Raw genomic sequence first — 25,786 nt, 5'->3', positions numbered from 1 at the left:
CATTTAAAGGAGATATGAATGCAAAAGTCGCTACATCTTGATCCGGCTAAATGTACAGGATGCCTGCAGTGTGAAATGGCATGCTCGTACGAAAAGCTAGGTGAATTTAATCCCTCCCGATCAGTCATCAAAGTATTTACTTTCCATGAAGAAGGACGTTTTGCACCATACACATGTACTCAATGTGATGAAGCCTGGTGTTTAAGAGCTTGTCCTGTTGATGCAATTACTATGGATATGTCGACCGGCGCAAAAATTGTTATCGATGATAAATGTGTGGGTTGTAAGGTTTGTACTATTTCATGTCCCTTTGGCACGATCAACTATGTGCAGGAAACAGGCAAAGTTGCCAAGTGCGACCTCTGTGGTGGCGATCCTGAATGTGCGAAAGCCTGTCCGACTGAAGCAATTACATATATCGACGCTAACGCGACTGGATATGATCGTATGAAGGCATTTGCAGAAAAAAGTCTTCCTAGCGCAAACACATCAGCATAGAGGTTAAATAATATGTCTTGGACAAGAAATGTATTACGCGTCAACCTCACTGAAGGGACGTGTACACCCGAACCACTTAATATGGAGTGGGCGACTAAATATTTAGGCCAGCGAGGTCTTGCAACAAAATATCTGGTCGAAGAAACAGATCCAAACGTTGATCCACTAAGCCCAGAAAACCTATTTATCATGGCTACAGGGCCACTGACAGGAACAATGGCTTCAACAGGTGGTCGCTATTCAGTCATTACAAAAAGTCCTTTAACAGGTGCGATTGCATGTTCTAACTCTGGCGGATTCATTGGTAATGAATTTAAAAATGCGGGTTGGGATATGATTATCTTTGAAGGGAAATCACCAACACCTGTTTATTTATATATCGAAAATGACTTAACAGAACTTCGCGCCGCTGACGACCTATGGGGTAAGTCTGCATGGGAAGCTGATGAAATGCTTCATGAGAAGCATCAAGATCCTAATTTGAAAATTGCCGTAGTAGGACGACCTGCTGAAGAAGGCTGTTTATATTCTGCAGTTATAAATGATTTGCATCGTGCAGCTGGCCGCTCTGGTGTGGGCACAGTAATGGCATCAAAGAATTTGAAAGCCGTTGCTGTAAGAGGCACAAAAGGTGTTAAGGGAATTAATGATCCTAAAGCATTCTTTGAAGCAGTAAACGATGGGAAGCAGGTACTTGCAGAAAATGCAGTTACGGGAGAAGGTCTCCCTGCATACGGAACACAGGTATTGATGAATGTTATCAATGGTGTGGGTGGGTTACCGGCGAGAAATATGCGTGATGTTGGTTTTGAAGGCGCTGAAAATATCTCTGGTGAAGCAATGCATGAGCCTAGAGCTAGTGATGGTAAACCAAATTTGACAACGAATGGTGCATGCTTTGGCTGTACGATAGCTTGTGGTCGTATTTCTACGGTAGATAAAACACACTTCTCTGTGAAAGATAAGCCTCAATATCATGGCGCTTCTGGTGGACTTGAATATGAAGCAGCATGGTCTTTAGGCGCTGATACGGGCGTTGATGATATCGATGCACTGACTTATGTGAATTTTGTGTGTAATGAAGATGGTCTGGACCCCATTAGTTTCGGCTGTACTGTAGCCGCGGCTATGGAGTTATTTGAAGACGGCAAAATGACAACTGAAGATACAGATGGGATTGAACTCCGATTTGGTTCTGCTGAAGCATTGGTTGCTTCAATCGAAGCAGTTGCAGCAGGAACACAATTTGGGAAAATTCTAGGGTTGGGTTCTAAGCGTATGTGTGAAAAGTATGGCGCGCCTGAATTATCAATGTCTGTTAAAGGACAGGAATTCCCGGCTTACGACCCTCGTGGTATTCAAGGTATTGGTCTTGCTTATGCAACATCTAATCGTGGTGCATGTCATTTACGTGGTTATACAATCGCATCTGAAATACTCGGTATTCCAGTTAAGACAGAGCAAACGGAATCTGACGGTAAACCTGAGTTAGTAAAGGCTTTCCAGGATGCGACAGCTCTTGTTGATTCGGCGGGTATTTGTGTTTTCACCACATTCGCATGGGGTATGGAGAATATAGCGCCTCAAATTGACGCGGCTTGTGAAGGTGACTGGAGTGTTGATAAGTGTCTGGAAGCCGGAGAACGTATCTGGAATATGGAGCGTCAATACAACAACGCAGCTGGCTTCACCAGTGATGACGACACCTTGCCTAAACGCTTGCTCAAAGAGGCAATAAAATCTGGCCCAACTAAAGGGCAAGTGAATAGATTAGGTGAAATGCTACCTATTTATTATGAGGTTCGTGGTTGGACTCCAGATGGTGTTCCTACTGCTGAAACACTTGAACGCTTAAGCTTGGCGTAAATTACTTTTATAAAGTACTTTCGACTTTTAGTGGCTAGAGCTTCATTTATTGCCGAGAGCTTTATCTATTGGCTAAGGCGTTATTATTGGTAATAACATTAACGTCTTATTGGTTGATACATAAGAGCCTGGAACATTCCGGGCTCTTTCTAGCTAAATATTCAATTACTCGCTTACGTTTTAATTTAGTTTCAATGTGGTTTAAGTGACTTTCACCTTAACCAGATCACATTTACAAGCAATCTCAGATTCCAGGAGTATCTATGCGACATGTCATAATTGGCGCGGGTCCGTGTGGTGTTGTAGCCGCAGAGACGTTACGAAAACAAGATCCAGATTCAACCATTATTTTGATAGGAAACGAGCCCATACCTCCGTATTCGAGAATGGCTATTCCTTATTTTTTGATGAAAGATATTGACGAAGCAGGTACACATCTTCGTTCTGACGATTTTTACGATACTCATAATATTCAATACCTCGGTCATGCCGTTGAAACTGTTGATACTGATCTGAAAGTATTGACTACGAATGACGGCACAGAAATACCCTACGATAAATTGTTAATCGCTGCGGGTTCCAAGCCATTACTTCCTCCTATTGAAGGTGCTGATCTTCCTAATGTACACAATTGCTGGACGATAGAAGATGCCAGACAAATTGCCGAGCGTTCGCATAGTTGCTTGGAAGTAGTGCTAATGGGTGCTGGATTTATCGGTTGTATCATTCTTGAGTCATTAGCCAAAATGGGCGTAAACCTAACCGTTATTGAGATGGGTGATCGCATGGTTCCGCGCATGCTCGATGATAAAGCAGGTGGGCTGCTTGAAAAATGGTGTATCGAAAAAGGCGTCAATATCCGCACCTCAACACGCGTCAATTCCATCAGGGAAGAAGATGACGTGATGATCGTTGAGTTAGATAATGGGGAATCTATCTGGGCATGCACGGTTATTAGTGCCACAGGTGTAAAACCCAATACTGAATTTCTTAAAGGTTCTGGCATAGAAGTGGATCACGGGATTGTGGTCAACACCAATATGCAAACCAATGTTGCCAATGTTTATGCTGCCGGAGATGTCGCTCAGGGTAAGGACTTTTCTACTGGTAATTACGAGGTGCAGGCGATTCAACCCACAGCAACCGATCATGGTCGTATAGCGGCATTAAACATGGCGGGTCATTTGGTGGAGCATAATGGTTCGGTAAACATGAATGTTCTCGATACGTTGGGATTGATCTCTCATTCTTTTGGTTTATGGATGGGTGTTGAAGGTGGAGACAGTGTTGATATCTATAATGCAGAAGCCTATAAATACATGAATCTCAGGTTTGGTTCGGGAATTGAAGAAGATGTACTGGTGGGAGCCAGCACACTGGGTGTTACCCAGCATATCGGTGTTATTCGTGGATTAATTGAGAGCAAAACGCATCTGGGCGTGTGGAAAAGTCGTTTATTAAAAGACCCGACCCGATTGATGGAAGCATATCTATCGTGTACCCAGGAACTCGATAACGTTGTTTAATGAGTAAATTCAATGTTTTAAGTATTATATTAAGCAATGTTGAATGAATATTACTGTTAAGTAATATATAACTATGAAAAGACACCCCCCCCACTTACAGGCCTTTTTTAAGATAAGCATTATTCTATGGATAAACCTAAAATCAAAATGCACCTGGAATTATTTGCGTCTCTGATGCGTTTATTGCCACCAGGCACATCACGACATAAGCGCGAAATCAAAGTGCCTCAGGGTACGTCTGTGCAAGATGTTATCGATGAATATAATATTCCCTTAGAGCTTGCGCATATTGTTTTGGTGAATGGTGTTTTTGTTTGCGAAGACCGAAGTGCGCACATTTTAGAAGCGGATGATGTTCTATCGATATGGCCACCCGTTGCTGGTGGTTAGTGATCTATCTATTTATCGTTAGGATACTGTTTGTAATCAGATATGAATGTTTACATGAGTATCGCAAATTGGGTTTAAGGTTGGGGTTAATAGTTGGATAAGAAACAGTACGAGATGGCCTTTTCTGTGCCAGAATTTACCAAGACCTTACGAGGTCAATTTATTACTGAAGAAGATAATTTTCTTTGTAATGACGTGTCTCCAACTCAATGGACCATTAATACCAAAGACGGCTTGCTGGATGTATCGATAGATATTGAGCAAGCGCCACCGAGAGTGATTGCGATGTTAAGTCTGCCGGTACTCAATGTGGGTTTTAGTTTTAGAGAGACCAGTGAAGAGCAGCAAGCCAAATTCCTGAAGCGCTTCTTCAAATACTTCCACAAAGGTGGTGGTTAAAATACGATTGCCATAAAGCCTCTAAAAAAAGCCCTCAAAGTAGGGGGGTGGCTTTTATTCGTCTCATCATCTAATCTAGATTAAATGATGACGAAACACTCATTTCTCAACACTCAAAATAGCTTTATATAATCCTATGAACAATAAAGAAAAAAGCCGTTATGCCCGTCAAATCCGATTAAATAAAATTGGCGAAGCAGGGCAGCAAAAATTATTAGATTCAACCGTATTGATTATTGGTATGGGAGGCTTGGGTTCACCCGCAGCGATGTATTTAGCAGCTGCAGGAATAGGTAAGCTGATAGTCAGTGATTTTGATCAGGTTGAAGATTCTAATTTGCAACGTCAGATTATTCATCGAACTCAGGATATTGGCGAGCTTAAAGCGTTTTCAGCTAAACGTACCATCTCAGAATTGAATCCCGATTGTGTGGTTGAAGCTCTGGATTGGCAGTTAGATGATGAGGAATTAGAAAGCTATATTCAACAAGCCGATATCGTTTTAGATTGTACCGATAATTTCCCGACACGTTTTGCAATCAATAGAGCGTGTGTAAAACAGTCAACGCCGCTTGTTTCAGGGGCAGCTATTCGCATGGAAGGACAAATTACCAGTTATATTCCAGGATCTGGCGGGCCGTGTTATCAGTGTTTGTACAAACCTGATTTTGAGAGTACCGAGACCTGTGCGATGGAGGGAGTACTGGCGCCAGTGGTTGGTGTTATCGGCACCATGCAGGCGCTGCAAGCGATTCTAATTCTGATTGGCGAAGAGGAGAATGTGAATGGTAAATTATTATTGTTCGATGCATTAAGCATGGAATGGCAAAAAGTTACCATTCCAAAAAATCCAAACTGCGCAGTATGTGCTTAGTTTTGCTTAAGCCTCGTGTGCCCGCCAAGAATTAACATTGCTCCCACGGTAAGCCATTAAAACGCCAGCCATCTAATGTGCCTCGTTGATTGTTTTCATCGAGCTCGCCTTCAAAACCGTCGGTGACGTGATAGATGTTTTCCATTCCTGCTTCGATGAGTTCTAAGCCCGCTTTTTCTGAACGATTACCGCTTCGACAAATCAAAATGATAGGGCAGTTGTTATTAGTGCTGGCCTTTTGAATCTGATTAACTTCTTTGTAAAAATTCGGGTTTATCTCCCAATCAGGATCATCCATCCAGGCAACGTGAATGCTTTCTTTGGGATGTCCGATAAATAAAAACTCCATAGAAGTTCTGATATCTATTAATTTAGCTTCGTGGTTCTCTTTTAAAAGAGCAGCAGCTTCGAGTGAGCTTAAGTGTCCTAGCGTTTTTGTATTCATAAAGTGTGTAATGGGTTAGTTAAATAATATTCGATTATTATCATGCTATTTATCATATAGCGCTATTTCTTATTGATTTCTTTAGCGTCAATAACTTCAAAGAAAACAAGAATGGTCTTTTGAAAAATGTTGTTGTTATCATCAGAGATCATAAAATACTGATTATCTTTATAGTGTGCTAAACCTTCGAAGTTATCAATCGACCAATCATCAGCGGCATCAAATCTGGCAATTGCTTGTGTTTTACACAGTCGATCTGTATTGCATTGGTCAAGTTGCAAGCGCCTCAAGTTGATAACAACAGGTGTGATCGGGTTTTTATAAGCTCTTTCTAGTACGAGTAAATCACCATTGGCTAATACCTCGAGACCAGTGATAGCGCTATTCGGCGCTTTCGAGCGTTCAAAGTTCCATTCTTTTCCCTTGCTGGAAAATACAGTTTGTATGCTGTCATCCCGGTTTTTGATTGGGTATTCCGCGGCAGTAATTACGCCGTATTTAGGGTGATAGGTGACGCTTTCAAGTGCTTTGTTTTTATGACTGAATTTATTCTTTTTACGAATTTTTTTGGGGAGTTTAATCGTTGAGATCATTCTACCTTTGGTTGAGAATTTCTCAATTCTTGGTTTGTTTTCAAACGAGATGATTAGTTGGGTATCACCTTGTTTGCCATTATTGGTGTTAAGCGTTGACAAGCCTTCAGAGTCCCTGTGTTTTCCCTTTAATGGAATTCCTTCGCTGTCAGTCAGTCTGGCTGCATATACCACCTGCATAGCGTCAAGCTGGTTGTTCTTTAGCGATACTTTGATGTGATAGAAATACCCCTCATCAGAAACGGCGTACAGCAGTTGTTCGTCGTTATCCCAGGCGATACCTGAAAGTTCCTGAACCGGAATAGTGTTAAATGTAGAGGATTTTAAAGCGATACTACCATTGAGCTTCAATTGCATAAAATCAGTATCAATATGCTTAGGCGTAATCGCAATTGGGTAGCTATTGGGATTTGTCTGTCCTGAGCTACAAGAAAATAGCAGTAGTGAGCTAAATCCTATGAAGAAAGAAATAAGCCACTGAATTGAATTTTTCAGTGGCTTTTGTTTCTCATTCTGATTTTTTTGAAACCTGGGTTTCAGTTTAATATATGTTCGCATTGAGCGATCATATATTGACTAGCTAGAAGAACTCAACTGTCCTTTAAGAATGAATTTTCCGGCAGGGTTTTTCTCTGACGTTTTATCCTTATGATCTACGCTAATCGCGAGTGAACCAATTTCTTTCATGTGGTGCCATTGCTTTTCACTGATTTTGATATTGGTTTTTCCTTTATTGGAAATAGTCCCCATTTTCATGGGTTCTCCACCTTTTTTCGGTTGGCACCATAAGGTCAAAACCATATCATCCGCTATTTTGACGTCTTTCATGATATCGACTTTAATCATCATGTCTGACTTTTCAATTTTGGTGAAAGCCATTGGGCCATTAGTGTCCGACTCTAGCATTGCACTGTACGAAATAGGGTTGTGATTAGACATCGGGTTATAAAGCATCACTGCCGTTACAATCAATGCCATAGCCATCATCGCGAAGCCTTGTTTAAAGAAGTTGGCTTTCCACCAGGGTGCTTTCTCTTCCTGTGGCGCGCTCTCTTTAATATGTGCTTCAATGCCAGCCCATACACTATCAGGTGCTTTCGCATCAGGTAATAGCTCTACAAGATTAGCAAATTTATTCTCATAAGCTTCAACTGTCGCTTTCAGATAGAAATGAGTTTCCATCAATACTTCAAAGCGTTTTCTTGCACGCCCTTGCATTGAACCAACTGCATATTCAATTGCTAGTTGTTCAAAAACTTCAGGGTTTTGGTAGCGTTTAGCTCCCTGAGTGTTGTGATCTAATTTAGGCATGGTCTAATATCCTCTAAGCCTCTGCGTATCCAGGCTTTAATTGTACCCAGGGGTTTGCCAAGTTTCTCTGACAGTTCCTGGTGCGTGTGTCCGTAATAATAAGACAATAAAATACATTCTCGCTGTGAAGGTTTCAAGGTATCCAGACAAGCCATCAAACCTTGCATTTCCTGACTCATATCTTCCATTGAATCTGGTGTTAAATCAGAAGACGTAAACTCTAAACCTTCAAACTGGGCTTCAGTTTCAACCGGTCTGGTTTTGAGACTTCTTAATTTATCTAATCCTTTGTTTCTAATAACTGTAGACATCCAGGTCATTGCTTTGCCTTTACCCGGGGTGTAGGTGTCTGCCTTGTCCCAGATTTTAATAAAACCTTCCTGTAAAACATCTTCAGCTAAAGCTTCAGTTTGCATTAAACGTAAGCAAAGGCTCATCAACTTTGGCGAGCACTTTTCATATAGCTGTTTAAAAGCTAACTGATCTCCAGCTGCAGTCTTCTGCAGTAATTCAGCGTAAATATCTTCCATTGTCTAAATTCTTTTGTTGTTGTGAGTTGCACTAATCTCGTGCTTGTTATCATATACGCACGGTTTTTATTTTAGATGCAAAAAAGGCTCCAGAAGGAGCCTTTTTTGTCAGATTGTAAAATTAATTACAATTAGAGAAGTAATACTTAGCTAATAAATCACTCAGCATCTACTTCTTTCATGCTTAGACGCATACGACCCTGACGGTCAATTTCAAGTAGCTTAACGCGTACTTCATCGCCTTCTTTTAGGTGATCGCTTACTTTTTCAACACGATCATTACTGATCTGTGAAATGTGAACAAGACCATCTTTGCCCGGTAGGATTGTTACAAAAGCACCAAATTCCATGATTTTTGCAACTTTACCGTTGTAGATAGTGCCCACTTCAGCTTCAGCAGTAATATCTTCGATAATTTTCTTCGCAGCGTTAGCAGCAGCGCCGTCAACAGCAGAGATTTTGATCGCGCCAGTATCATCGATATCAACCTGTGCGCCAGTTTGCTCTGTAATGCCGCGAATAGTCTCGCCGCCTTTACCGATAACTTCACGAATCTTATCAGGGTTAATTTTCATTGTTACGTAACGTGGAGCAAAGTCAGAAATATCGTCACGAGACTTATCGATAACTTTGTTCATCTCATCAAGGATATGTAAACGTGCAGTTTGAGCTTGCTCAAGTGCGATTTCCATAATCTCTTTAGTGATGCCGTCAATCTTGATGTCCATTTGAAGTGCGTTGATACCGTCTTTAGTACCCGCTACTTTAAAGTCCATATCACCTAAGTGATCTTCGTCGCCCAGGATGTCTGTTAGTACAGCAAATTTCTCGCCTTCTTTAACAAGACCCATTGCGATACCAGCAACAGGAGCTTTAATTGGAACACCAGCGTCCATCAAAGACAGTGACGTACCACAAACAGAAGCCATTGAGCTTGAACCGTTTGATTCTGTAATTTCAGAAACGACGCGAATAGTGTATGGGAAAGATTCCTGATCAGGCATAACCGCTAGAACACCGCGCTTAGCTAAACGGCCGTGACCAATCTCACGACGACCCGGGCTACCAGTACGACCAGTCTCACCTACAGAGTAAGGAGGGAAGTTGTAGTGAAGCATGAATGCATCTTTGTAAGAACCTTGTAATGCATCAACGATCTGAGCGTCACGTGTTGTGCCCAATGTAGTTACTACCAATGCCTGAGTCTCACCACGTGTGAATAACGCAGAACCGTGAGTACGTGGTAAAACACCTACACGTGATTCGATACCACGAACAGTTGAGCTATCACGTCCATCGATACGTGGCTCACCAGCGATGATGCGGCTACGTACGATGCTTTTCTCAAGATCTTTGAATGCATTGCCAATGTCGCTATCACTCGGTGCGTCTTCTTCACCTGTTGCTAGCGTTTCCATTAATTTAGCTTTAGCAGCTGCAACCTTGTCCTGACGATCCATCTTGTCAGCGGTTGAAAATGCATCTTTAAGGTCTGCTTCACAGATATCTGCAACAGATTTAGCCAGTGCAGTATCTTTTTCTGCAGCTGTCCATTCCCATGTTTCGTTACCAACTTCAGCGGCAAACTCTTTGATTGCAGCAATAGCTGGTTGCATTTGCTCATGTCCGTATACAACTGCGCCTAACATAACTTCTTCTGAAAGCTCTTTCGCTTCAGATTCAACCATAAGTACAGCATGCTCAGTACCTGCAACCATAAGGTCTAGGTCTGATTCTTCCAGTTGAGCAACACTAGGGTTCAAGATGTATTCGCCATCTTTATAACCAATTTGTGCAGCGCCAATCGGGCCAGCAAATGGAATGCCTGAAGCCGCAAGTGCAGCAGATGTACCTAGCATTGCAGGAACGTCAGGTAGGATATCTGGGTTTAAAGATACAACAGTGATGATAACCTGAACTTCGTTCATGTACCCGTTAGGGAATAATGGGCGAATAGGACGGTCAATCAAACGTGCTAATAATGTTTCGCCTTCACTTGGGCGTCCTTCACGACGGAAGAAACCACCAGGTATTTTACCGGCAGCGTATGTTTTTTCTTGATAGTTAACCGTTAGTGGGAAGAAGTCCTGTCCTGGCTTTGCTTCTTTTCTTCCAACTACTGATACAAATACTACCGTTCCACCCATATCTACTTTTACAGCAGCGTGAGCTTGGCGAGCGATTTCGCCCATTTCTAATTCAACAGTATGTTCACCGTATGGGAAAGTTGTAGTTACAACATCAAACATGTTTTTTGTTCCTTTTATATAATCTTGTGTGTTCTTGCGTTTTAAATATTTGTTGAGACTTTAGTATCGATTAGTATCACGAAGGATGTTTATAAAAATTAATGCCTCAAAGTAGGGGGGTGGGTATTAACTTTTGTAAACAGCCTTAAGTCATGATACTGAAATAAAAACACCGCACGGATGCGGTGTTTAAAGTATTCTAAATCTAGCGACGAATACCGAGACGTTTAATAAGGTCTTGATAACGAGCTGAATCTTTTCGATTTAAATAATCAAGCAAGCTACGACGAGAGTTAACCATTCTCAATAGACCACGACGTGAGTGATGATCATGCTTGTGAATTTTAAAGTGCTCCGTAAGATGCTTGATATTCGCTGTTAAAAGCGCAACCTGCACCTCCGAAGACCCGGTGTCAGTGTCTGACAAGCGATATTCAGCAACGATTTTCGCTTTAGTTTCTGCGTTCAGAGACATAGTTCCTAAGTTCCAGATAAGTACCTACAAAGTATATTTTATGAATATATCAGGGTAGATTGGGTTGAAAAAAGTAGTCAAAATCCTATCAGCTCAGTGAAACAAGCCTCAATTGTATATTGACTACCCTAAAAACGGCGCATTGTAACACGCGCTAAGCACCAAAGTAAGCCTTTTAATTTCTTACTTCTGCTTAATTCTTTGTGTAAAAAAGGGCTATAAGTAGGGGGGTGACCTAAAGGGCTTATTTACGCTGTTTTAGACTGATTAATTCGTCTATTGTTTTGACTACTACTCGGCTACTTAGCTACTTAAAACTACTCAGATAAAGGTTCGTGTGTGTTCATCATTCTGCGAGGAGCTATTTGAATCTCGTCATTATCATTTTTTGACTGTCTGCCAATGCCGATGAATGTGTTGTTCTGGTTATAGAGTCTAATCATGTCGGAATCTGGTGTATCTGCTTTTTTTACCTTAATGCCATTGCGCAGTAGTTTGGTTTCTTCTTCGCTAAGGTTTAAGCTAGGTAATTCCTGAAGAGCCGTGTCGATAGGTAATAGAGCTTCATCGAGTTTCCCTGTTTCTGCGAGTTGTTCTATATCTTCAATAGTATAAAGCTTATCGCAATTAAAGGGTGATACATGGGTTCTTCTAAGCATGCTTAAATGCGCGCCAAAACCAAGTGCTTCGCCAATATCTTGTGCCAGTGTGCGGATATAGGTGCCTTTGCTGCATCTTACATCCAGAGTGATGGAATCTTCAGTTTTATCGATTAACACGAGTTCGTGAATGGTTACATCACGTGGTTTGCGTTTGATGTCAATTCCTTGTCGCGCCAATTTATATAATGGTTGACCGTTATGCTTTAACGCAGAATACATCGGTGGAACTTGTTCGATTGCGCCTCGGAAGGTTGCTAGAACGGCTTCTACATCTTGTTCGTTAAAGTCTGTGATTTCGCGTTCTTGTAAAACGTCGCCTTCTTTATCGCCAGTGGTTGTGGTGACTCCGAGTTGAGCGGTACAGCGATAGCTTTTATCTGCATCTAAAAGATAGGGGGTGACTTTGCTAGCCTGGCCAAAACATACCGGTAATACGCCAGTCGCTAAAGGATCGAGGCTTCCTGTGTGTCCGGCTTTTTTAGCCTGAAAAAGATAACGTACTTTTTGCAGTGCGTTGTTAGAGCTTCTACCAAGAGGTTTGTCGAGTAGCAGAATGCCATCGACGTCATTACCTTTGCGTCTAGCCAAGGTTAGTCTTCTTTATCTGAAGATTTTTTGTCAGATGACTTTTGATCAGATGAAACGGCTTTGTCTATCAAAACAGAGAGATCGTTTGCCTTCTGTTCCGTATCATCATAGATGAACGTCAGGGAAGGGGTGTTACGCAGTTTAATCGCGTGACCTAATTCTCTGCGAAGAAAACCTGCAGCATTGTTTAATCCCTTTTCGCAAGCTTCGTGTTCTTCTTGATTCAATGCATCAAAATAAACTTTGGCTTTAGAAAGGTCTTTGGTGATTTCAACATCAAGAATGCTCACCATGCTAACGCGTGGATCTTTGATCTCATTGCGAATTAGCATGGAAAGCTCTCGTTTGATTTGCTCACCAATACGGTCGGTGCGTGAATAATCGTAAGGCATATCGGTTTCTCTAGCGACTTAGCTAGACTCTAGTTTCCTTTCAATTTCAGTACGTGTAAATACTTCGATTTGATCGCCCGGCTGAACGTCATCGTAGTTTTTAACGCCGATACCACATTCAGTACCCATCGCAACTTCTTTCACATCATCTTGATGGCGACGAAGTGACTCGAGGTAACCTTCATAGATAACCACGTCTTTACGTAATACGCGAATCGGTAGGTCTTTCTTGATCTTGCCTTCGATAACCAAACAACCAGCGATATTACCAAAGCCAGAACCTGTAAATACGTCCTTAACTTCTGCAATACCAACAAGCTCTTCACGTAGTTCAGGCTTAAGTAGTCCACTCATTGCATCACGAACATCATCAATTAGTTCGTAGATGATGCTGTAGTAACGAATTTCAGTGTCAGACTCTTGTGCGAATCTTCTTGCAGATGCATCAGCACGTACATTAAAGCCGATAATGACTGCTTCTGAAGATTGCGCCAAACTGATGTCAGTTTCACTCAATCCACCCACACCTGAAGAGATGATATTTACTACAACTTCATCGGTAGATAGGGCATTTAAAGAGCTCTTGATTGCTTCCAGAGAGCCTTGAACGTCTGCTTTAAGTAATACATTAAGCGTACTCTTCTCGCCATCCTGCATTTTCTCGAACATCGCGTCCAGTTTAGCCGCTTGTTGAGCTGCAAAACGTGTTTCACGTTCTTTCTCGTGACGTTTCGTTGCAAGCTCACGTGCTTTACGCTCATTCTTCAGTACAACTAAATCATCGCCTGCAGATGGTGTTCCTGATAAACCAAGAATTTCAATCGGAGTTGATGGGCCAGCTTCTGTAATAGGCTTGCCAAGGTCATCTGTCATTGCACGAACACGTCCAAACTCAGAACCTGCAAGTACTACATCGCCTTTCTTAAGTGTGCCTTCCTGTACCAGAACAGTTGCAACAGCACCACGTCCTTTTACCACGCTAGACTCAATAATAGTGCCTTTAGCTGGGCCGTCTTTACGTGCTTTAAGTTCTCTTACTTCGGCCACTAAAAGAATAGATTCTAAAAGACCATCGATGCCTTCACCTGTTTTAGCAGATACATTAGCAAATACGTCTTCTCCACCCCATTCTTCAGCAACAACTTCAAACTTTGCAAGCTCGCTTTTAACTCTTTCTGGGTCTGCTGATTCTTTGTCTATCTTATTGATAGCAACAATTAATGGTACTCCCGCTTCGCGAGTGTGTTTAATCGCTTCTTCTGTCTGAGGCATAACGCCATCGTCAGCTGCAACAACCAAAATAACAATATCAGTCGCTTTCGCACCACGTGCACGCATTTGCGTAAACGCCGCGTGACCCGGTGTGTCTAAGAAAGAGATAATGCCATTCGCTGTTGCTACTTGATAAGCACCAATATGCTGGGTAATTCCACCTGCTTCGCCTGATGCAACGCGACTTTCACGAATATAATCAAGTAACGATGTTTTACCATGGTCAACGTGTCCCATAATTGTAACAACAGGAGCGCGTGAGAATGTTTCATATTGGCTAGTATCTTCAAGCAAGTTTTCAGTCGATGATTTCTCTTCTTCTGAGGTTGCTGCTTTAGCTTCATGACCCATTTCTTCAACAATCAGTATCGCTGTGTCCTGATCAACCACTTGATTGATAGTGGCCATTACGCCCATATCCATCATCGCTCTTATAACGTCACCACCTTTAACAGATAACATTTGAGCAAGTTCAGATACAACGATAGTTTCTGGGATTTCTATGCTACGCACTACAGGTTCTGTTGGTGCAACGAATCCATGCTCTGTTGATTGCTCAATTTTTACACTTCTGGTGCGTTTGCCTTTCTTCTTGCGACGACCGCTTAGACCTTCTTTAACATGTAACTGTCCACCTGGTGTTCCGCCACGACCCTGGAACGGCTTTTTCTTACCTTTATTTGCGTTAGCAGTAGGTGAGGGAGCGGGTGCAGGAGCAGCCGCAGGTTTTGCTGGTGCAGGCTTAGGAACTGGCTTCGGACGAGAAGGGCGCTTCTTAAATTTCGCCGCAGCTTCATCTCTTGCGCGTTTCGCCAAGAATTCACGTCTTTCTCTTGGATCTGTTGGAAGTTCAAGTTTCTTCTTAACAGGAGCAACTTCTGCAGGAGCTTCTTCGGTCTTTTCAGCAACGGGTGTTTCCGCTGGTGCCGATTCTTCTGTAGCAGTAGGTGTACTTTCTTCTGCAACAGTCTCGGTTGTAACTTCAGGTTCAACGGCAGTCTCAGTAACTTCTTCCTGAGGTGCTTCTGCTGTAGTTTCCGCAGTTTCTTTCGCTGTGTCGCGCTCTATTTTTTCTTCCGCTTTGCGTTCGCTGGTCGCCTGACGTTCTGCTTTAGACTTGTCTATTGCGTCTTCGCGAGCTTTTCTCTCGTTAGAAAGCTGCTCGGCCAGATCATTGGTGCGATTCGCGGATGCATTTAAATCATCGATATCAGCGCTAGAGGTTTCGCTTTCAGTGCTTGTCTCAGTTGCTGATCGACTAAAGTTTTTCTTGCGTCTTACTTCTACAGAGACGTTAGTCTTACCTTGAGCGCCGGATACGTTGATCTCGCTGCTAGAACGTCTTTTAAGTGATATTTTTCCACCCGCTTTCTTAGGTGCAGCTTCAGTTGTAGTCGCTTGACCTGTGCGAATAAATTCAAGTAGCTTTAACTTTTGCGCATCCGTAATGCTGTCTTCAGCGCCTGAAACACTGATTCCTGCGTCGTTAAGTTGTCGTAATAAACTTTCGACTGGAGCGCCAATGAGTTCGGCGAGTTGTTTTACTATTATGTCTGACATTTATTAACCCTCTATTTGGTTTACACATTTGAAGCAGATTCATCAGATTTGTCTGACTTTTCTTCCGCTTCAGCTTCGGCAAACCATGGTGCACGTGCGGTCATGATTAACTTAGCAGCTTGCTCTTCATCTATACCTTCAATTTCAACTAACTCGTCAGTTGCTTGTTCCGCAAGGTCTTCCATCGTACAGATGCCTTTGCTGGCGAGTAGTTGCGCGAGTGCATTATTCATGCCTTTCATTTCTAGAAGATCCTGAGCAGGTTTTCCACCTTCTCCTGTTATCGCTAGCGCGAGTAGGGCGTTACGTGCTCTACTTCTTAGCTCTTCGATAATTTCTTCATCAAATTCTTCAATCTTCAAGAATTCTTCCATCGGCACATAAGCAACTTCATCAAGACTTGAGAAGCCTTCATCAACAAGTATGCTAGCCACTTCTTCATCTACATCAAGTTTTTCTGCAAACAGAGAAACCATGATGCTTTGTTCGCTTTTACTTTTACTTTCGGCTTCTTCTTCACTCATAACATTGAGTGTCCAGCCTGTTAGTTTACTTGCCAGACGTACGTTTTGTCCGCCTTTACCAATGGCTTGAGCAAGCATTTCTTCGTCAACACCGATATCCATGCTTTTCTTGTCTTCGTCGATAACAATCGATAAAACTTCAGCAGGCTGCATAGCGTTGATTACGAAACGTGCAATGTCATCATCCCAAGGGATAATGTCTACACGCTCATTGTTCATTTCATTCGTTACAGTCTGTATTCTAGACCCTCTCATACCAACACAAGCACCTACTGGGTCAAGATTTGGTACATTAGCTCTAACTGCAATCTTCGAACGAGACCCAGGATCACGAGCAGCGCCCATGATATCGATTAGCTCCTGGCCAATCTCCGGCACTTCTAATTTTACAAGCTCAACCAGGAAGTCATCATCAATACGACTAACGATTAGCTTTGGCCCGCCGCGTCCTTCTTCGTCAATTTCCTGAAGAATGCCGCGCATACGATCGCCCATTCGAGCCATCTCACGAGGAATCATCATTTCACGAGGGATAATAGCTTCACTATTTTCACCAAGGTCTAATACGATGCCGCGTCTATCAACACGCTTAACTGTACCAAGTACCAATTTTCCAACGCTTTCCTGGAATGCATCAGCAACTTTTTGGCGTTCTGCGTGACGAACTTTCTGCATGATCACTTGCTTAGCGATTTGTGCCGTTATGCGTCCAAATTCAATTGATTCAACTGGCTCTTCAAGGAATTCGCCAATTTCTAAGCCAAGCTTTCTATCATCTGCGTAGCTTTTTAATATGTGTCTTTCTGGTGATTCGAATTCTGGATCTTCATCATCCATAATCTGCCAGCGACGGAAGGTATCGTAATCACCTGTTTCGCGATCAATATCTACACGGAAATCTTGTTCTGCTCCATACTTCTTGCGCGTGGCAGTTGCGATTGCAATTTCTACCGCCTCAAAAATATCTTCTGCTTCTAGATTTTTTTCGTTTGATACAGCATCAACAACGTATAGTATTTCTTTGCTCATAGTTTCTTTTTCAACCTTTAGTCCAGAACCAATCTGGCTCTATCAATGGATTCAAACGGAATTTCAAATTCTGTATTGTCTACTTTGATTGTTACAAAGTTCTCATTAGCGCTGACTAATGAGCCTTTAAAATTTCTTCTATCTTCAATTGGTGTTCTGGTTCTGATTTTTAAAGAATCACCAATATAGTCTTGGTACTGATCAGCAGTAAACAAAACTCTATCCATGCCCGGAGAAGATATCTCCAAAATATAAGCTACTGGAATAATATTCTCAACATCAAGTACAGCACCAAGTTGCCTGCTGACAGTTGCGCAATCATCAACGCTAATGCCGCCTTCTTTTTCAATAAATACTCGAAGAAGTGCGCTTTCACTATGAGGGCGATATTCGTATCCCCAAAGTATGAAGTCTAGGCCTTCAACTGTATTTTTGACTAAATTGTTTAATGCAGTTTGCACAATGCTTCCTTATGTTTCCCTTGTCGGCGCGAGCTTACTTGGTTCGGTTTTCTTGAATTTTCTAGTAGTGTAAATAATAAAAAAGCCCCGTTAAAACGGGGCTTTTTTATTATGAAAATAACGTCGAAATAGTTACTTACCTGAATTTGGTAGCGGGGGCAGGATTCGAACCTACGACCTTCGGGTTATGAGCCCGACGAGCTGCCAGACTGCTCCACCCCGCATCAGAGGAGGGAAATTATAGGGATACTTATTTGTAATATCAAGCAATAATTTTAAGAAACTCTTATTTAATTTAATCTAATTCAGAAACCGTTGATAGATCGGTTGTCAGGCGTCATTTTTAGTAAAAAATAAATCTAAATTACAAATTCTGAGCAATTAATTCTTCGAGTTTATCTTCGCTTAAGTAACCTGAAAAAACATGCAGGATTTTTTGCTCTGGACTAATCAGAATACTATAGGGTAGTGCACCATCAGGGTTGCCATAACTACTGACAACGTTATAGGCGTCTTCTGTGCCATAAGTGATGGGATAATTAACTCCAATTTCTTTGGCGTAAGATAAAACATCTTCTTTATCTTCTATGGCAACACCTAAAAAAGTAAAAGGTTTATCCTTATACTTTTCCTGCGTCTTGATAAATCCTGGCATTTCCGCACGACAGGGCGGACACCATGACGCCCAGAAGTTAAGCAGCACTAATTGACCTTTATAATCAGCCAGACTTACCGGACCGCTTTCGCTGGTTAATGTAAAAGCAGGTGCGTTTTTACCGACCATGTCTTTCGCTAACGCTGGAGGGTTATGTCCTAATGTCTTTTCAATCAGGAATACAATGGATGAATCATCACCAAAGATCTTTTTATGCACGTCATTTTTGACGGCATAGGCACTGGCAAAACCTAAGAATAAAAATATTGCGACGATAATGGGTAGTTTTTTCATACTTGCTCTTTGAATGGGGGATTTATTTAACTGTCTTTAAAAATTCTTGTACATGATTATTAAAAGGATCAGCCTTCATCTCTCCAACAATTCTGAATGGTAGGTTTTCTTTACTGTTCTTATCGAAGAATAAAATACCCGGAGGTCCGAATAGCCCGAATTTCTTCAACAATGCTTTATCTAAGTCATCATTCGGTGTGACATCGGCTTGCAACAATACGGTGTCTTTTAATGAATTAATCACGTTTAAATCTGTGAAGGTGCCATGCTCCATTTCTTTACAAGAAATACACCAGTCAGCATAGAAGTCCAGCATCACTGTTTGCCCTTGCTGTGTTGCTAGCGCTAATGCTTGGTCAAGACCTTCTACGCCTTTAATTTGTCTAAAGACGAGCTTTTGTTCAACCGCTGCAACGGATGAGCCATCACTTGCAAAGCTGCCTTTTAAAGGATGGATTAAACTGCCATTGTCGCTCGCTGCGCCAATTAATAGCATTGCGCCATAGAGTAGTGTGACTAAACCAGACGCTTTAAAGAAACGTTTCCAGCCGGTACTCGCCTCATTCAGTGCATCGAGACCACCCATGTAAATACCGGTGAAGATCGCTAGAATGCCAGAAAGCAATACAATCGCAGTCATCGGCAGAATACGTTCAAGCATCCAGATAGCAAGAGCCAGCATCATAATACCGAAGCCAGCTTTTACCTTATCCATCCAGGCGCCAGCTCTAGGTAAAATCTTGCCTGCTGAAGTACCAATAATCAGAAGGGGTACGCCCATACCGAGGCCGAGTGCAAATAATGACAAACCACCCAGCACCACATCTTTAGTTTGTGCGATATAAATTAAAGCGCCTATAAGTGGGGCGGTGACACAAGGGCCAACAATCAAGGCAGATAACAAGCCCATAATGCCAGCATTCAACATACTGCCACCGGATTGGCTATTACTGATATTGGTTAATTTGCTCTGAATACTCGCAGGCATTTGTAATTCATAGAAGCCAAACATGGCGAGCGATAGCAAAACAAACAAACCTGCGAATGCACCAATCACCCAGGGGTTTTGTAAGGCAACTTGAAGGTTCTCTCCACTCAATGCCGCAATTACGCCGACAATGGCGTAGGTTGAAGCCATTGCTAATACATAAGAAAGCGATAAGAAGAAAGATTTACGCGTGCTGTTATCGCTACCTTGTCCAGCAATAATGCCAGATAGAATAGGGATCATCGGGAATACGCACGGAGTAAACGTCAGTGCCAGACCCGCAAGGAAGAAGGTAAACAAAACCACCAGAAAACTATCAGTCAGTAGTTTATTGACAAATCCATCCTGTGCAGAAACTTTGGTTGTCGCTGCAACGGCATTGTTGTTATCCGTAACTGCATTTGTTGTTGCAGTAGCTGTCGAATTGTTATCGCCAGCATTAGACGTGGCTGATGCATCTGCAGAGGCAATAGCCGCAGGCGCATTCGTAAGGCTTACCTTTTGTGTTTTATGTTGAGGCGGGTAGCAAATGCCAGTCAACTTAGAACAGCCTTGGTAGCTCGACTTTACGGTTATTTCATCCGTTTTGCCTGTAAAAGGTAGCTTTACATCGATTGGTTTATTGTAGATAACGATATCGCCGAAATACTGATCGTGCTCTTCCTTACCTTTAGGGAGCGATACTTTTTGTAAACTCACCCCAGACGCAGGATCAACAATTTCAAACTTGAATTTATGCTGATAAAGGTAATGGCCTTCCAGGATATCCCAGCGGGCATTGAGTGTTTGTTTGTCGACAGCGGTCAGGTCAAAACCAAACGCCTCATCGGGATGAAGTGGTTCATTGGGTGCATCAAGTCCGGTAATGCCTAACTCATCAGCAAGGCTTAAACCTGCTGCGGGTGCTTTATCAGAAAGAGGAATAGGTGCAATAGAAGAAGAGGCCGTCGGCGTAAAAACATCATTCGCAGGCGCGGTTAATGAAAGTGCGCCAGGTTTTTTGGCTGCGGCAATGGGGTCCATAGCAGGTGCAGGTAACGCGGCAAGTTTCAGCGTTAGCGTTTTCTTTTGCGGTGGGTAACACACTCCAATATCCGCACAACCTTGAGACTTGGTTTTTAACGACAGTTCCGTACCCGATGAGACAGAAGCATCTCGAATCAACGGAATTTGCACAGCGATTTTGTTGCGATACGTTTCTACTTTGCCAAAACCCGGGTCGTCTTTAATCTTACCCTTGGGGAACGTGGCTTCGCCTAGTGTGATGCCCGGTGTTTCACTTTCGAAGGAGAAACGCTTGCGGTACATATAATAACCATCAGCGATATTCCAGGTGGCGGTTAAACTCTCTGGTGAACTGCTCGATAATGAAGGGCTGAACGCTTCATCTGGCGGTAATAAATCGTCAGGGTTTGCTGCAAATGTATTCAATGATACAAACAGCAAAATAAGTGATGTTAGTGACTTTAGGGAAAATGCACTATGTAAAAGTTTCTTTAACATAAAAGCGTTATCTTATTTATTTAAGATTCTTTCGAAGGCGTTACGCGCTCTCGTAAAATCTAATTTATTGTTTAAAAGGGTCAACAACCGTTATCTCAACTTTATCTGCGTCGTTTATGTATAACGTTTAAAAAGTCCGGTTCTCTAGCAGTAGCTGTCTCAAATCGTTTGCAAATCAACAGTACGTGCAATACGTACAGGCAAAAATCACAGCTTAATACGTTTTATAACAGAGTCATGGATGCAAGAAAAGTATGCGAACTAGTAACACCACTTAAGGAAAACCTGCATTATAACGCCAATCATAATCATCAATAAAATCAAAAAGCCCAACGTTACTAATAATTAATGTAAGTAAGCTCATAATAACGTAAGCAAGCTGTATGCAAGTTAAATAGAAAACAAGCTAAAAAAAACGGCTCAAAGTAGGGGGGGTGGCTTTTCTAGGCTTACCAAAAGCCAGAGATGACAAGTCAAATAATTGAGTTACCCGTTTTAAAAAACAAAACGGTAAGCTCACTAAAGTCCATCGTAGATTCCGTAAGGAATCGTCGATGTACAATGATCAAATTCAAGGCTGACTAATTTGGAGTTCGATGGTTTATCAGTTTAACGCTTACCAAAAGCCAGAAATGACAAGTCAAATAATTGAGTTACTCGTTTTAACAACAAAACGATAAGCTCACTAAAGTCCATCGTAGATTCCGTAAGGAATCGTCGTTAAAAAACGATTAGAAAATCATATATCAAAGAATAATCAATAAATCGTCCAGAGTGCCCTTATCTCCAATGTAATCCTGAACCCATTTGGGCTTTTTGCCACGACCACTCCAGGTTTCATTGAAATCATCCGGGTTTCTGTATTTTGCTTTCACAAATCCTATCTGGGTTTTGTTTTTATTATTCACGATTTCATCCAGACTAAAGCCGGCCTCTGCCGCCATTGCTTCCATTTGTTCCTTTAATGCAAGCTTTTCAGCCTTTCTCGCCTTGTTAATATATTTGGGTAATTCACCATGAAGAAAAATCAGTTCTTCAAGATTTAACTCACTCAAATCAATGGTTTTCATAACTTATGTCCAAACGCTCTTAAAAGGCCCGAAAAGGTTAAAATGATATTACTATTGAAGTAACACCTTTTATAACTATATTGAAACAAAGGTATTAATTAAAATTACCCTTCAATATTGTGGAGTATATCTATGCGTTCGACCACCATCTTTGCCGTTCTATTTTTGATCATCCCCATCACAGAGATCTACTTTCTAATAAAAGTCGGCGAAGTCATCGGCGCACTACCAACCATCATACTGGTGGTATTAACCGCTGTAATTGGTGCAGGGCTACTGCGCCAACAGGGTTTATCCACACTCGCACGATTTCAGCAGAACATGTCGCAGGGTAAAATTCCTGCACAGGAAATGGTCGAAGGCATAATTCTCGCCGTTGGTGGCGCACTCCTAATGACACCGGGTTTTGTCACTGACACCATTGGTTTCTTATGTTTGCTGCCATTTAGTCGTCAATATATTGCCAGTAACATAATCAAACGATCAGCAATGAAAGTAACCGGAGGTATGGGTGGATTCGGTGCAGGCTTCAATGGGCAAGCAGGTTCCCCGTTCAACTCAGATGGCGCTGATGCCGATATCGTAGAAGGTGAATACACCGTCGTAAAAGACGGAGAAGTCCATCAGGAAACCATTGTAATCAGCAATAAAAATAAGTCAGATAGCGATCTTTGAGCAATTAAATAAAAAATTCACTTGAAATACTAAAATCTGACCCTATCATTAGCAGTCCCTGATCGAGAGTGCTAATCCACTCTTGATGAGCCAAATTAAACATTACATAAATTTAATTAAAATTTACATTATAAGGAGTTACACATGGCGATTCGTCCTCTACACGACCGAGTTCTAGTACGTCCGACTGAAGAAGAAAAAGTGTCAGCTGGTGGAATTATCATTCCAGATAGCGCAAGCGGAGAAAAACCAAACACAGGCGAAATCATTGCAGCAGGCAACGGCAGAATCACAGATTCTGGTGATGTACGCGCAATGGACGTAAAAATAGGCGACAAAGTCCTATTCGGCCAATACTCAGGTCAAGCTGTGAAAGTTGAAGGTGAAGACTTACTAATGATGAAAGAAGAAGACATTTTAGCAGTAGTAGAGTAATCACTCGCAACGCTAAAAACTTTCATTGATTAAAAAACAAATTTAGAGGTAAATAAAAATGGCTAAAGAAGTACGATTTGGAGATGACGCACGTTCACGTATGGTTGAAGGTGTAAACGTTCTAGCTAACGCAGTAAAAGTAACGCTAGGTCCTAAAGGCCGTAACGTAGTATTAGATAAATCATTTGGTGCTCCAACGATCACTAAAGATGGTGTATCAGTAGCAAAAGAAATCGAATTAGAAGACAAATTCGAAAACATGGGCGCACAGATGGTGAAAGAAGTATCTTCACAAACATCTGACATCGCTGGTGACGGAACAACTACAGCAACAGTATTGGCACAAGCAATCGTTCGCGAAGGCATGAAGTCAGTAGCTGCAGGCATGAACCCAATGGACCTTAAGCGTGGTATCGACCAGGCAACTAAGGCAGCAGTAGCAAAGCTACAAGAAATGTCAAAACCATGTGCAGACAACGATGCAATCGCACAGGTTGGAACAATCTCTGCAAACTCTGATGAAAACATCGGTGGCATCATCGCTGAGTCAATGGACAAAGTTGGCAAAGAAGGCGTAATCACAGTAGAAGAAGGCACAGCACTAGAAAACGAACTAGACGTTGTAGAAGGTATGCAGTTCGATCGCGGTTACCTATCTCCTTACTTCGTGACAAACCAGCAAAACATGTCTGCTGAGTTAGAAGAGCCATTAGTTCTTCTACATGACAAGAAAATCACAAACATCCGTGACTTACTTCCTACACTAGAAGGCGCTGCAAAAGCAGGTCGTCCACTACTTATCGTAGCAGAAGACATCGAAGGCGAAGCATTAGCAACATTAGTTGTAAACAATATGCGCGGCATCGTAAAAGTAACAGCTGTTAAAGCACCTGGTTTCGGCGATCGTCGTAAAGCAATGCTAGAAGACCTTGCAATCCTAACCGGCGGCAAAGTAATCTCAGAAGAAGTTGGCCTATCACTAGAAGGCATCACAGTTGAAGATCTAGGTTCTGCTAAGCGTATCGTAGTAGACAAAGAAAACACAACAATCGTAGACGGATCAGGAACAGGCGAAGACATCAAAGCGCGTGTTGACCAAATCCGTGCACAGATGGAAACAACAACATCAGACTACGATCGTGAAAAACTTCAAGAGCGTGTAGCTAAACTAGCTGGTGGCGTTGCAGTAATCAAAGTTGGCGCAGCAACAGAAGTTGAAATGAAAGAAAAGAAAGCTCGCGTAGAAGATGCACTTCACGCAACACGCGCAGCAGTAGAAGAAGGTGTGGTACCAGGTGGCGGAGTTGCATTAGTTCGCGCACTACAAGACATCTCTGATCTTTCAGGCGACAACCACGACCAAGACATGGGTATTAAAATCCTACTTCGTGCAATGGAAGAGCCACTACGTCAAATCTGTCAAAACGCAGGCGACGAGTCTTCAGTAGTACTTAACGCAGTAAAGAACGGCGCAGGAAGCTTCGGCTACAATGCACGTACTAGCGAGTACGGCGACATGATCGAAATGGGTATCCTGGATCCAACTAAAGTAACTCGTACAGCGCTACAAAACGCAGCATCTGTATCTGGCCTAATCATCACTACCGAAGCAATGGTAGCGGATAAGCCAGAAGAAGGCGGAGCTGGCGGCGGTATGCCGGATATGGGTGGAATGGGTGGAATGGGCGGCATGATGTAAATTTCAATAGTCTTTTTGCTCAATCTCGGCGTTGGGCATTTGACTACAAACCCTCACGTACTTAAGTACGCTTCGGTCTTGTAGCCAAATACCCGCCTTGATCTTGAGCAAAAATCCTGCTTGAAATATCTGTCGGATACATTCTAGTATCTACCTAAAAAGGGACGCAATTTGCGTCCCTTTTTTTGTTTGAAAAAAAGTGCCTATAAGTAGGGGGGTGACCTTTATCTAGTTTAACCAGCAATTTACTGCGTTTATCCTAAAGAGCTATTCGATTTACTTCCTAGAAATCAAAATGCCGAGTTATTCAGATTTGTAAAAATCATTTAAAAGATTCAGGGATTAAAATGAAAATAAAGTCTTTAGTTTTATCAATTATGAGTGCTTTTTTGGTTAGTTGCTCAATTCCACAAAGCTCTTCAGAAGTTGTAAACAAGTCAAAAGATATTGGTAGTCTCTGTTATGACCTTTCTCCTGAGGTCGTTAATCAAAGACTTGATAGTTACATGGTTAGTTGTTATCGCCCATTTCAATCTGCAACTTATGCAGCAGGTATGATAATACCCATGACGATACATCAGGAAGTTGTGAAAGAGCGTTTACCATATGGGAATAGATACTCAGTTAAAAATAAATTAGGTTATGCTTTTACTGCTGAAGTAGTTCCTAATATTCAGGGGTGTAATACTTTTGTTAAAGCATATGCCTATTCAAATGGGTGGCAAAGGCACCTTAAGCCACTTGATGATGCAGTTAAAGGTAACCCAGCAAACTGTCCCAAATAATCTATAAAATAGCGGTAGCACACGTAGCTTAGATAAGC

General features: G+C 42.0%; 24 protein-coding genes and 1 tRNA gene. 10 read left to right on the top strand and 15 right to left on the bottom strand.

Features of this window, described 5'->3' with window-relative positions; all coding sequences use genetic code 11:
* The first annotated feature begins 18 nt into the window (after positions 1 to 18).
* From OO007_RS12760 to OO007_RS12735, 6 genes are all read left to right on the top strand, one after another.
* Positions 19 to 498: a 4Fe-4S dicluster domain-containing protein gene (locus OO007_RS12760; RefSeq protein WP_131906094.1), complete on the top strand. Its 480-nt coding sequence runs from the start codon at positions 19 to 21 to the stop codon at positions 496 to 498.
* A gap of 12 nt (positions 499 to 510) precedes the next feature.
* Positions 511 to 2,364 (top strand): aldehyde ferredoxin oxidoreductase family protein, encoded by a 1,854-nt coding sequence (locus OO007_RS12755; RefSeq protein WP_325809091.1) that lies wholly within the window; start codon positions 511 to 513, stop codon positions 2,362 to 2,364.
* A 263-nt stretch (positions 2,365 to 2,627) separates the two neighbouring features.
* Positions 2,628 to 3,890 carry an NAD(P)/FAD-dependent oxidoreductase gene (locus tag OO007_RS12750; protein WP_325809090.1) on the top strand — a complete coding sequence of 421 codons (1,263 nt, stop codon included), beginning with the start codon at positions 2,628 to 2,630 and terminating at the stop codon, positions 3,888 to 3,890.
* A gap of 126 nt (positions 3,891 to 4,016) precedes the next feature.
* Positions 4,017 to 4,280: a MoaD/ThiS family protein gene (locus OO007_RS12745; protein ID WP_207907056.1), complete on the top strand. Its 264-nt coding sequence runs from the start codon at positions 4,017 to 4,019 to the stop codon at positions 4,278 to 4,280.
* 93 nt (positions 4,281 to 4,373) lie between these two features.
* Entirely contained in the window at positions 4,374 to 4,679 is a 306-nt protein-coding gene (locus tag OO007_RS12740; protein WP_325809089.1) for a hypothetical protein, read from the top strand.
* Between the two features lie 136 nt (positions 4,680 to 4,815).
* Entirely contained in the window at positions 4,816 to 5,553 is a 738-nt protein-coding gene (locus OO007_RS12735) for a HesA/MoeB/ThiF family protein (protein WP_325809088.1), read from the top strand.
* Between the two features lie 31 nt (positions 5,554 to 5,584).
* On the opposite strand, the gene OO007_RS12730 is transcribed toward OO007_RS12735, so the two are convergent.
* From OO007_RS12730 to OO007_RS12660, 15 genes are all read right to left on the bottom strand, one after another.
* Positions 5,585 to 5,998 carry a rhodanese-like domain-containing protein gene (locus tag OO007_RS12730; RefSeq protein ID WP_131906089.1) on the bottom strand — a complete coding sequence of 138 codons (414 nt, stop codon included), beginning with the start codon at positions 5,996 to 5,998 and terminating at the stop codon, positions 5,585 to 5,587.
* A gap of 62 nt (positions 5,999 to 6,060) precedes the next feature.
* A complete protein-coding gene (locus tag OO007_RS12725; RefSeq protein WP_325809087.1) occupies positions 6,061 to 7,149 on the bottom strand; it encodes an esterase-like activity of phytase family protein in 1,089 nt (362 codons plus the stop codon).
* An 18-nt stretch (positions 7,150 to 7,167) separates the two neighbouring features.
* Positions 7,168 to 7,902: an anti-sigma factor gene (locus OO007_RS12720; protein WP_325809086.1), complete on the bottom strand. Its 735-nt coding sequence runs from the start codon at positions 7,900 to 7,902 to the stop codon at positions 7,168 to 7,170.
* The gene (locus OO007_RS12715; RefSeq protein ID WP_131906086.1) at positions 7,890 to 8,432 is read right to left on the bottom strand and encodes an RNA polymerase sigma factor; all 543 of its coding nucleotides are present in this window, start codon (positions 8,430 to 8,432) and stop codon (positions 7,890 to 7,892) included. The genes OO007_RS12720 and OO007_RS12715 overlap by 13 nt, the downstream gene beginning before the upstream one ends.
* A 158-nt stretch (positions 8,433 to 8,590) precedes the next feature.
* Positions 8,591 to 10,681 carry a polyribonucleotide nucleotidyltransferase gene (gene pnp, locus OO007_RS12710; protein WP_325809085.1) on the bottom strand — a complete coding sequence of 697 codons (2,091 nt, stop codon included), beginning with the start codon at positions 10,679 to 10,681 and terminating at the stop codon, positions 8,591 to 8,593.
* Positions 10,682 to 10,886: 205 nt separating this feature from the next.
* Positions 10,887 to 11,156: a 30S ribosomal protein S15 gene (gene rpsO, locus OO007_RS12705; RefSeq protein ID WP_131906084.1), complete on the bottom strand. Its 270-nt coding sequence runs from the start codon at positions 11,154 to 11,156 to the stop codon at positions 10,887 to 10,889.
* A gap of 317 nt (positions 11,157 to 11,473) precedes the next feature.
* Positions 11,474 to 12,406 (bottom strand): tRNA pseudouridine(55) synthase TruB, encoded by a 933-nt coding sequence (gene truB / locus OO007_RS12700; protein WP_325809084.1) that lies wholly within the window; start codon positions 12,404 to 12,406, stop codon positions 11,474 to 11,476.
* Positions 12,407 to 12,408: 2 nt separating this feature from the next.
* Positions 12,409 to 12,798: a 30S ribosome-binding factor RbfA gene (gene rbfA / locus OO007_RS12695; RefSeq protein WP_131906082.1), complete on the bottom strand. Its 390-nt coding sequence runs from the start codon at positions 12,796 to 12,798 to the stop codon at positions 12,409 to 12,411.
* 18 nt (positions 12,799 to 12,816) lie between these two features.
* The gene (gene infB / locus OO007_RS12690; RefSeq protein ID WP_325809083.1) at positions 12,817 to 15,630 is read right to left on the bottom strand and encodes a translation initiation factor IF-2; all 2,814 of its coding nucleotides are present in this window, start codon (positions 15,628 to 15,630) and stop codon (positions 12,817 to 12,819) included.
* 20 nt (positions 15,631 to 15,650) lie between these two features.
* Positions 15,651 to 17,183: a transcription termination factor NusA gene (nusA, locus tag OO007_RS12685; RefSeq protein ID WP_131906080.1), complete on the bottom strand. Its 1,533-nt coding sequence runs from the start codon at positions 17,181 to 17,183 to the stop codon at positions 15,651 to 15,653.
* 17 nt (positions 17,184 to 17,200) lie between these two features.
* Positions 17,201 to 17,644: a ribosome maturation factor RimP gene (gene rimP, locus OO007_RS12680; RefSeq protein WP_325809082.1), complete on the bottom strand. Its 444-nt coding sequence runs from the start codon at positions 17,642 to 17,644 to the stop codon at positions 17,201 to 17,203.
* A gap of 147 nt (positions 17,645 to 17,791) precedes the next feature.
* Positions 17,792 to 17,868: transfer RNA gene (locus OO007_RS12675), tRNA-Met, on the bottom strand.
* 140 nt (positions 17,869 to 18,008) lie between these two features.
* Complete coding sequence (locus tag OO007_RS12670) at positions 18,009 to 18,593, bottom strand: TlpA family protein disulfide reductase (RefSeq protein ID WP_131906078.1); 585 nt, start codon at positions 18,591 to 18,593, stop codon at positions 18,009 to 18,011.
* A gap of 22 nt (positions 18,594 to 18,615) precedes the next feature.
* A complete protein-coding gene (gene dsbD / locus OO007_RS12665; RefSeq protein WP_325809081.1) occupies positions 18,616 to 21,084 on the bottom strand; it encodes a protein-disulfide reductase DsbD in 2,469 nt (822 codons plus the stop codon).
* Between the two features lie 746 nt (positions 21,085 to 21,830).
* A complete protein-coding gene (locus OO007_RS12660) occupies positions 21,831 to 22,154 on the bottom strand; it encodes an H-NS histone family protein (RefSeq protein WP_325809080.1) in 324 nt (107 codons plus the stop codon).
* A 132-nt stretch (positions 22,155 to 22,286) separates the two neighbouring features.
* Here OO007_RS12660 and OO007_RS12655 point away from each other — a divergent pair, with 132 nt between their 5' ends.
* From OO007_RS12655 to OO007_RS12640, 4 genes are all read left to right on the top strand, one after another.
* Positions 22,287 to 22,829 (top strand): FxsA family protein, encoded by a 543-nt coding sequence (locus OO007_RS12655; protein WP_325809079.1) that lies wholly within the window; start codon positions 22,287 to 22,289, stop codon positions 22,827 to 22,829.
* Positions 22,830 to 22,973: 144 nt separating this feature from the next.
* A complete protein-coding gene (locus OO007_RS12650) occupies positions 22,974 to 23,264 on the top strand; it encodes a co-chaperone GroES (protein WP_131906074.1) in 291 nt (96 codons plus the stop codon).
* Positions 23,265 to 23,322: 58 nt separating this feature from the next.
* The gene (groL, locus tag OO007_RS12645; RefSeq protein ID WP_131906073.1) at positions 23,323 to 24,963 is read left to right on the top strand and encodes a chaperonin GroEL; all 1,641 of its coding nucleotides are present in this window, start codon (positions 23,323 to 23,325) and stop codon (positions 24,961 to 24,963) included.
* A 347-nt stretch (positions 24,964 to 25,310) separates the two neighbouring features.
* On the top strand, positions 25,311 to 25,748 hold the full coding sequence (locus OO007_RS12640) for a hypothetical protein (protein ID WP_325809078.1): 438 nt from the start codon (positions 25,311 to 25,313) through the stop codon (positions 25,746 to 25,748).
* The last annotated feature ends 38 nt before the right edge of the window (positions 25,749 to 25,786 follow it).

It is taken from the genome of Cocleimonas sp. KMM 6892 (assembly GCF_035798195.1).
Lineage (GTDB): Bacteria > Pseudomonadota > Gammaproteobacteria > Thiotrichales > Thiotrichaceae > Cocleimonas > Cocleimonas flava.
The sequence above is the reverse complement of the archived record's forward strand: the minus strand, read 5'-3'. Positions and strand labels throughout refer to the sequence as shown.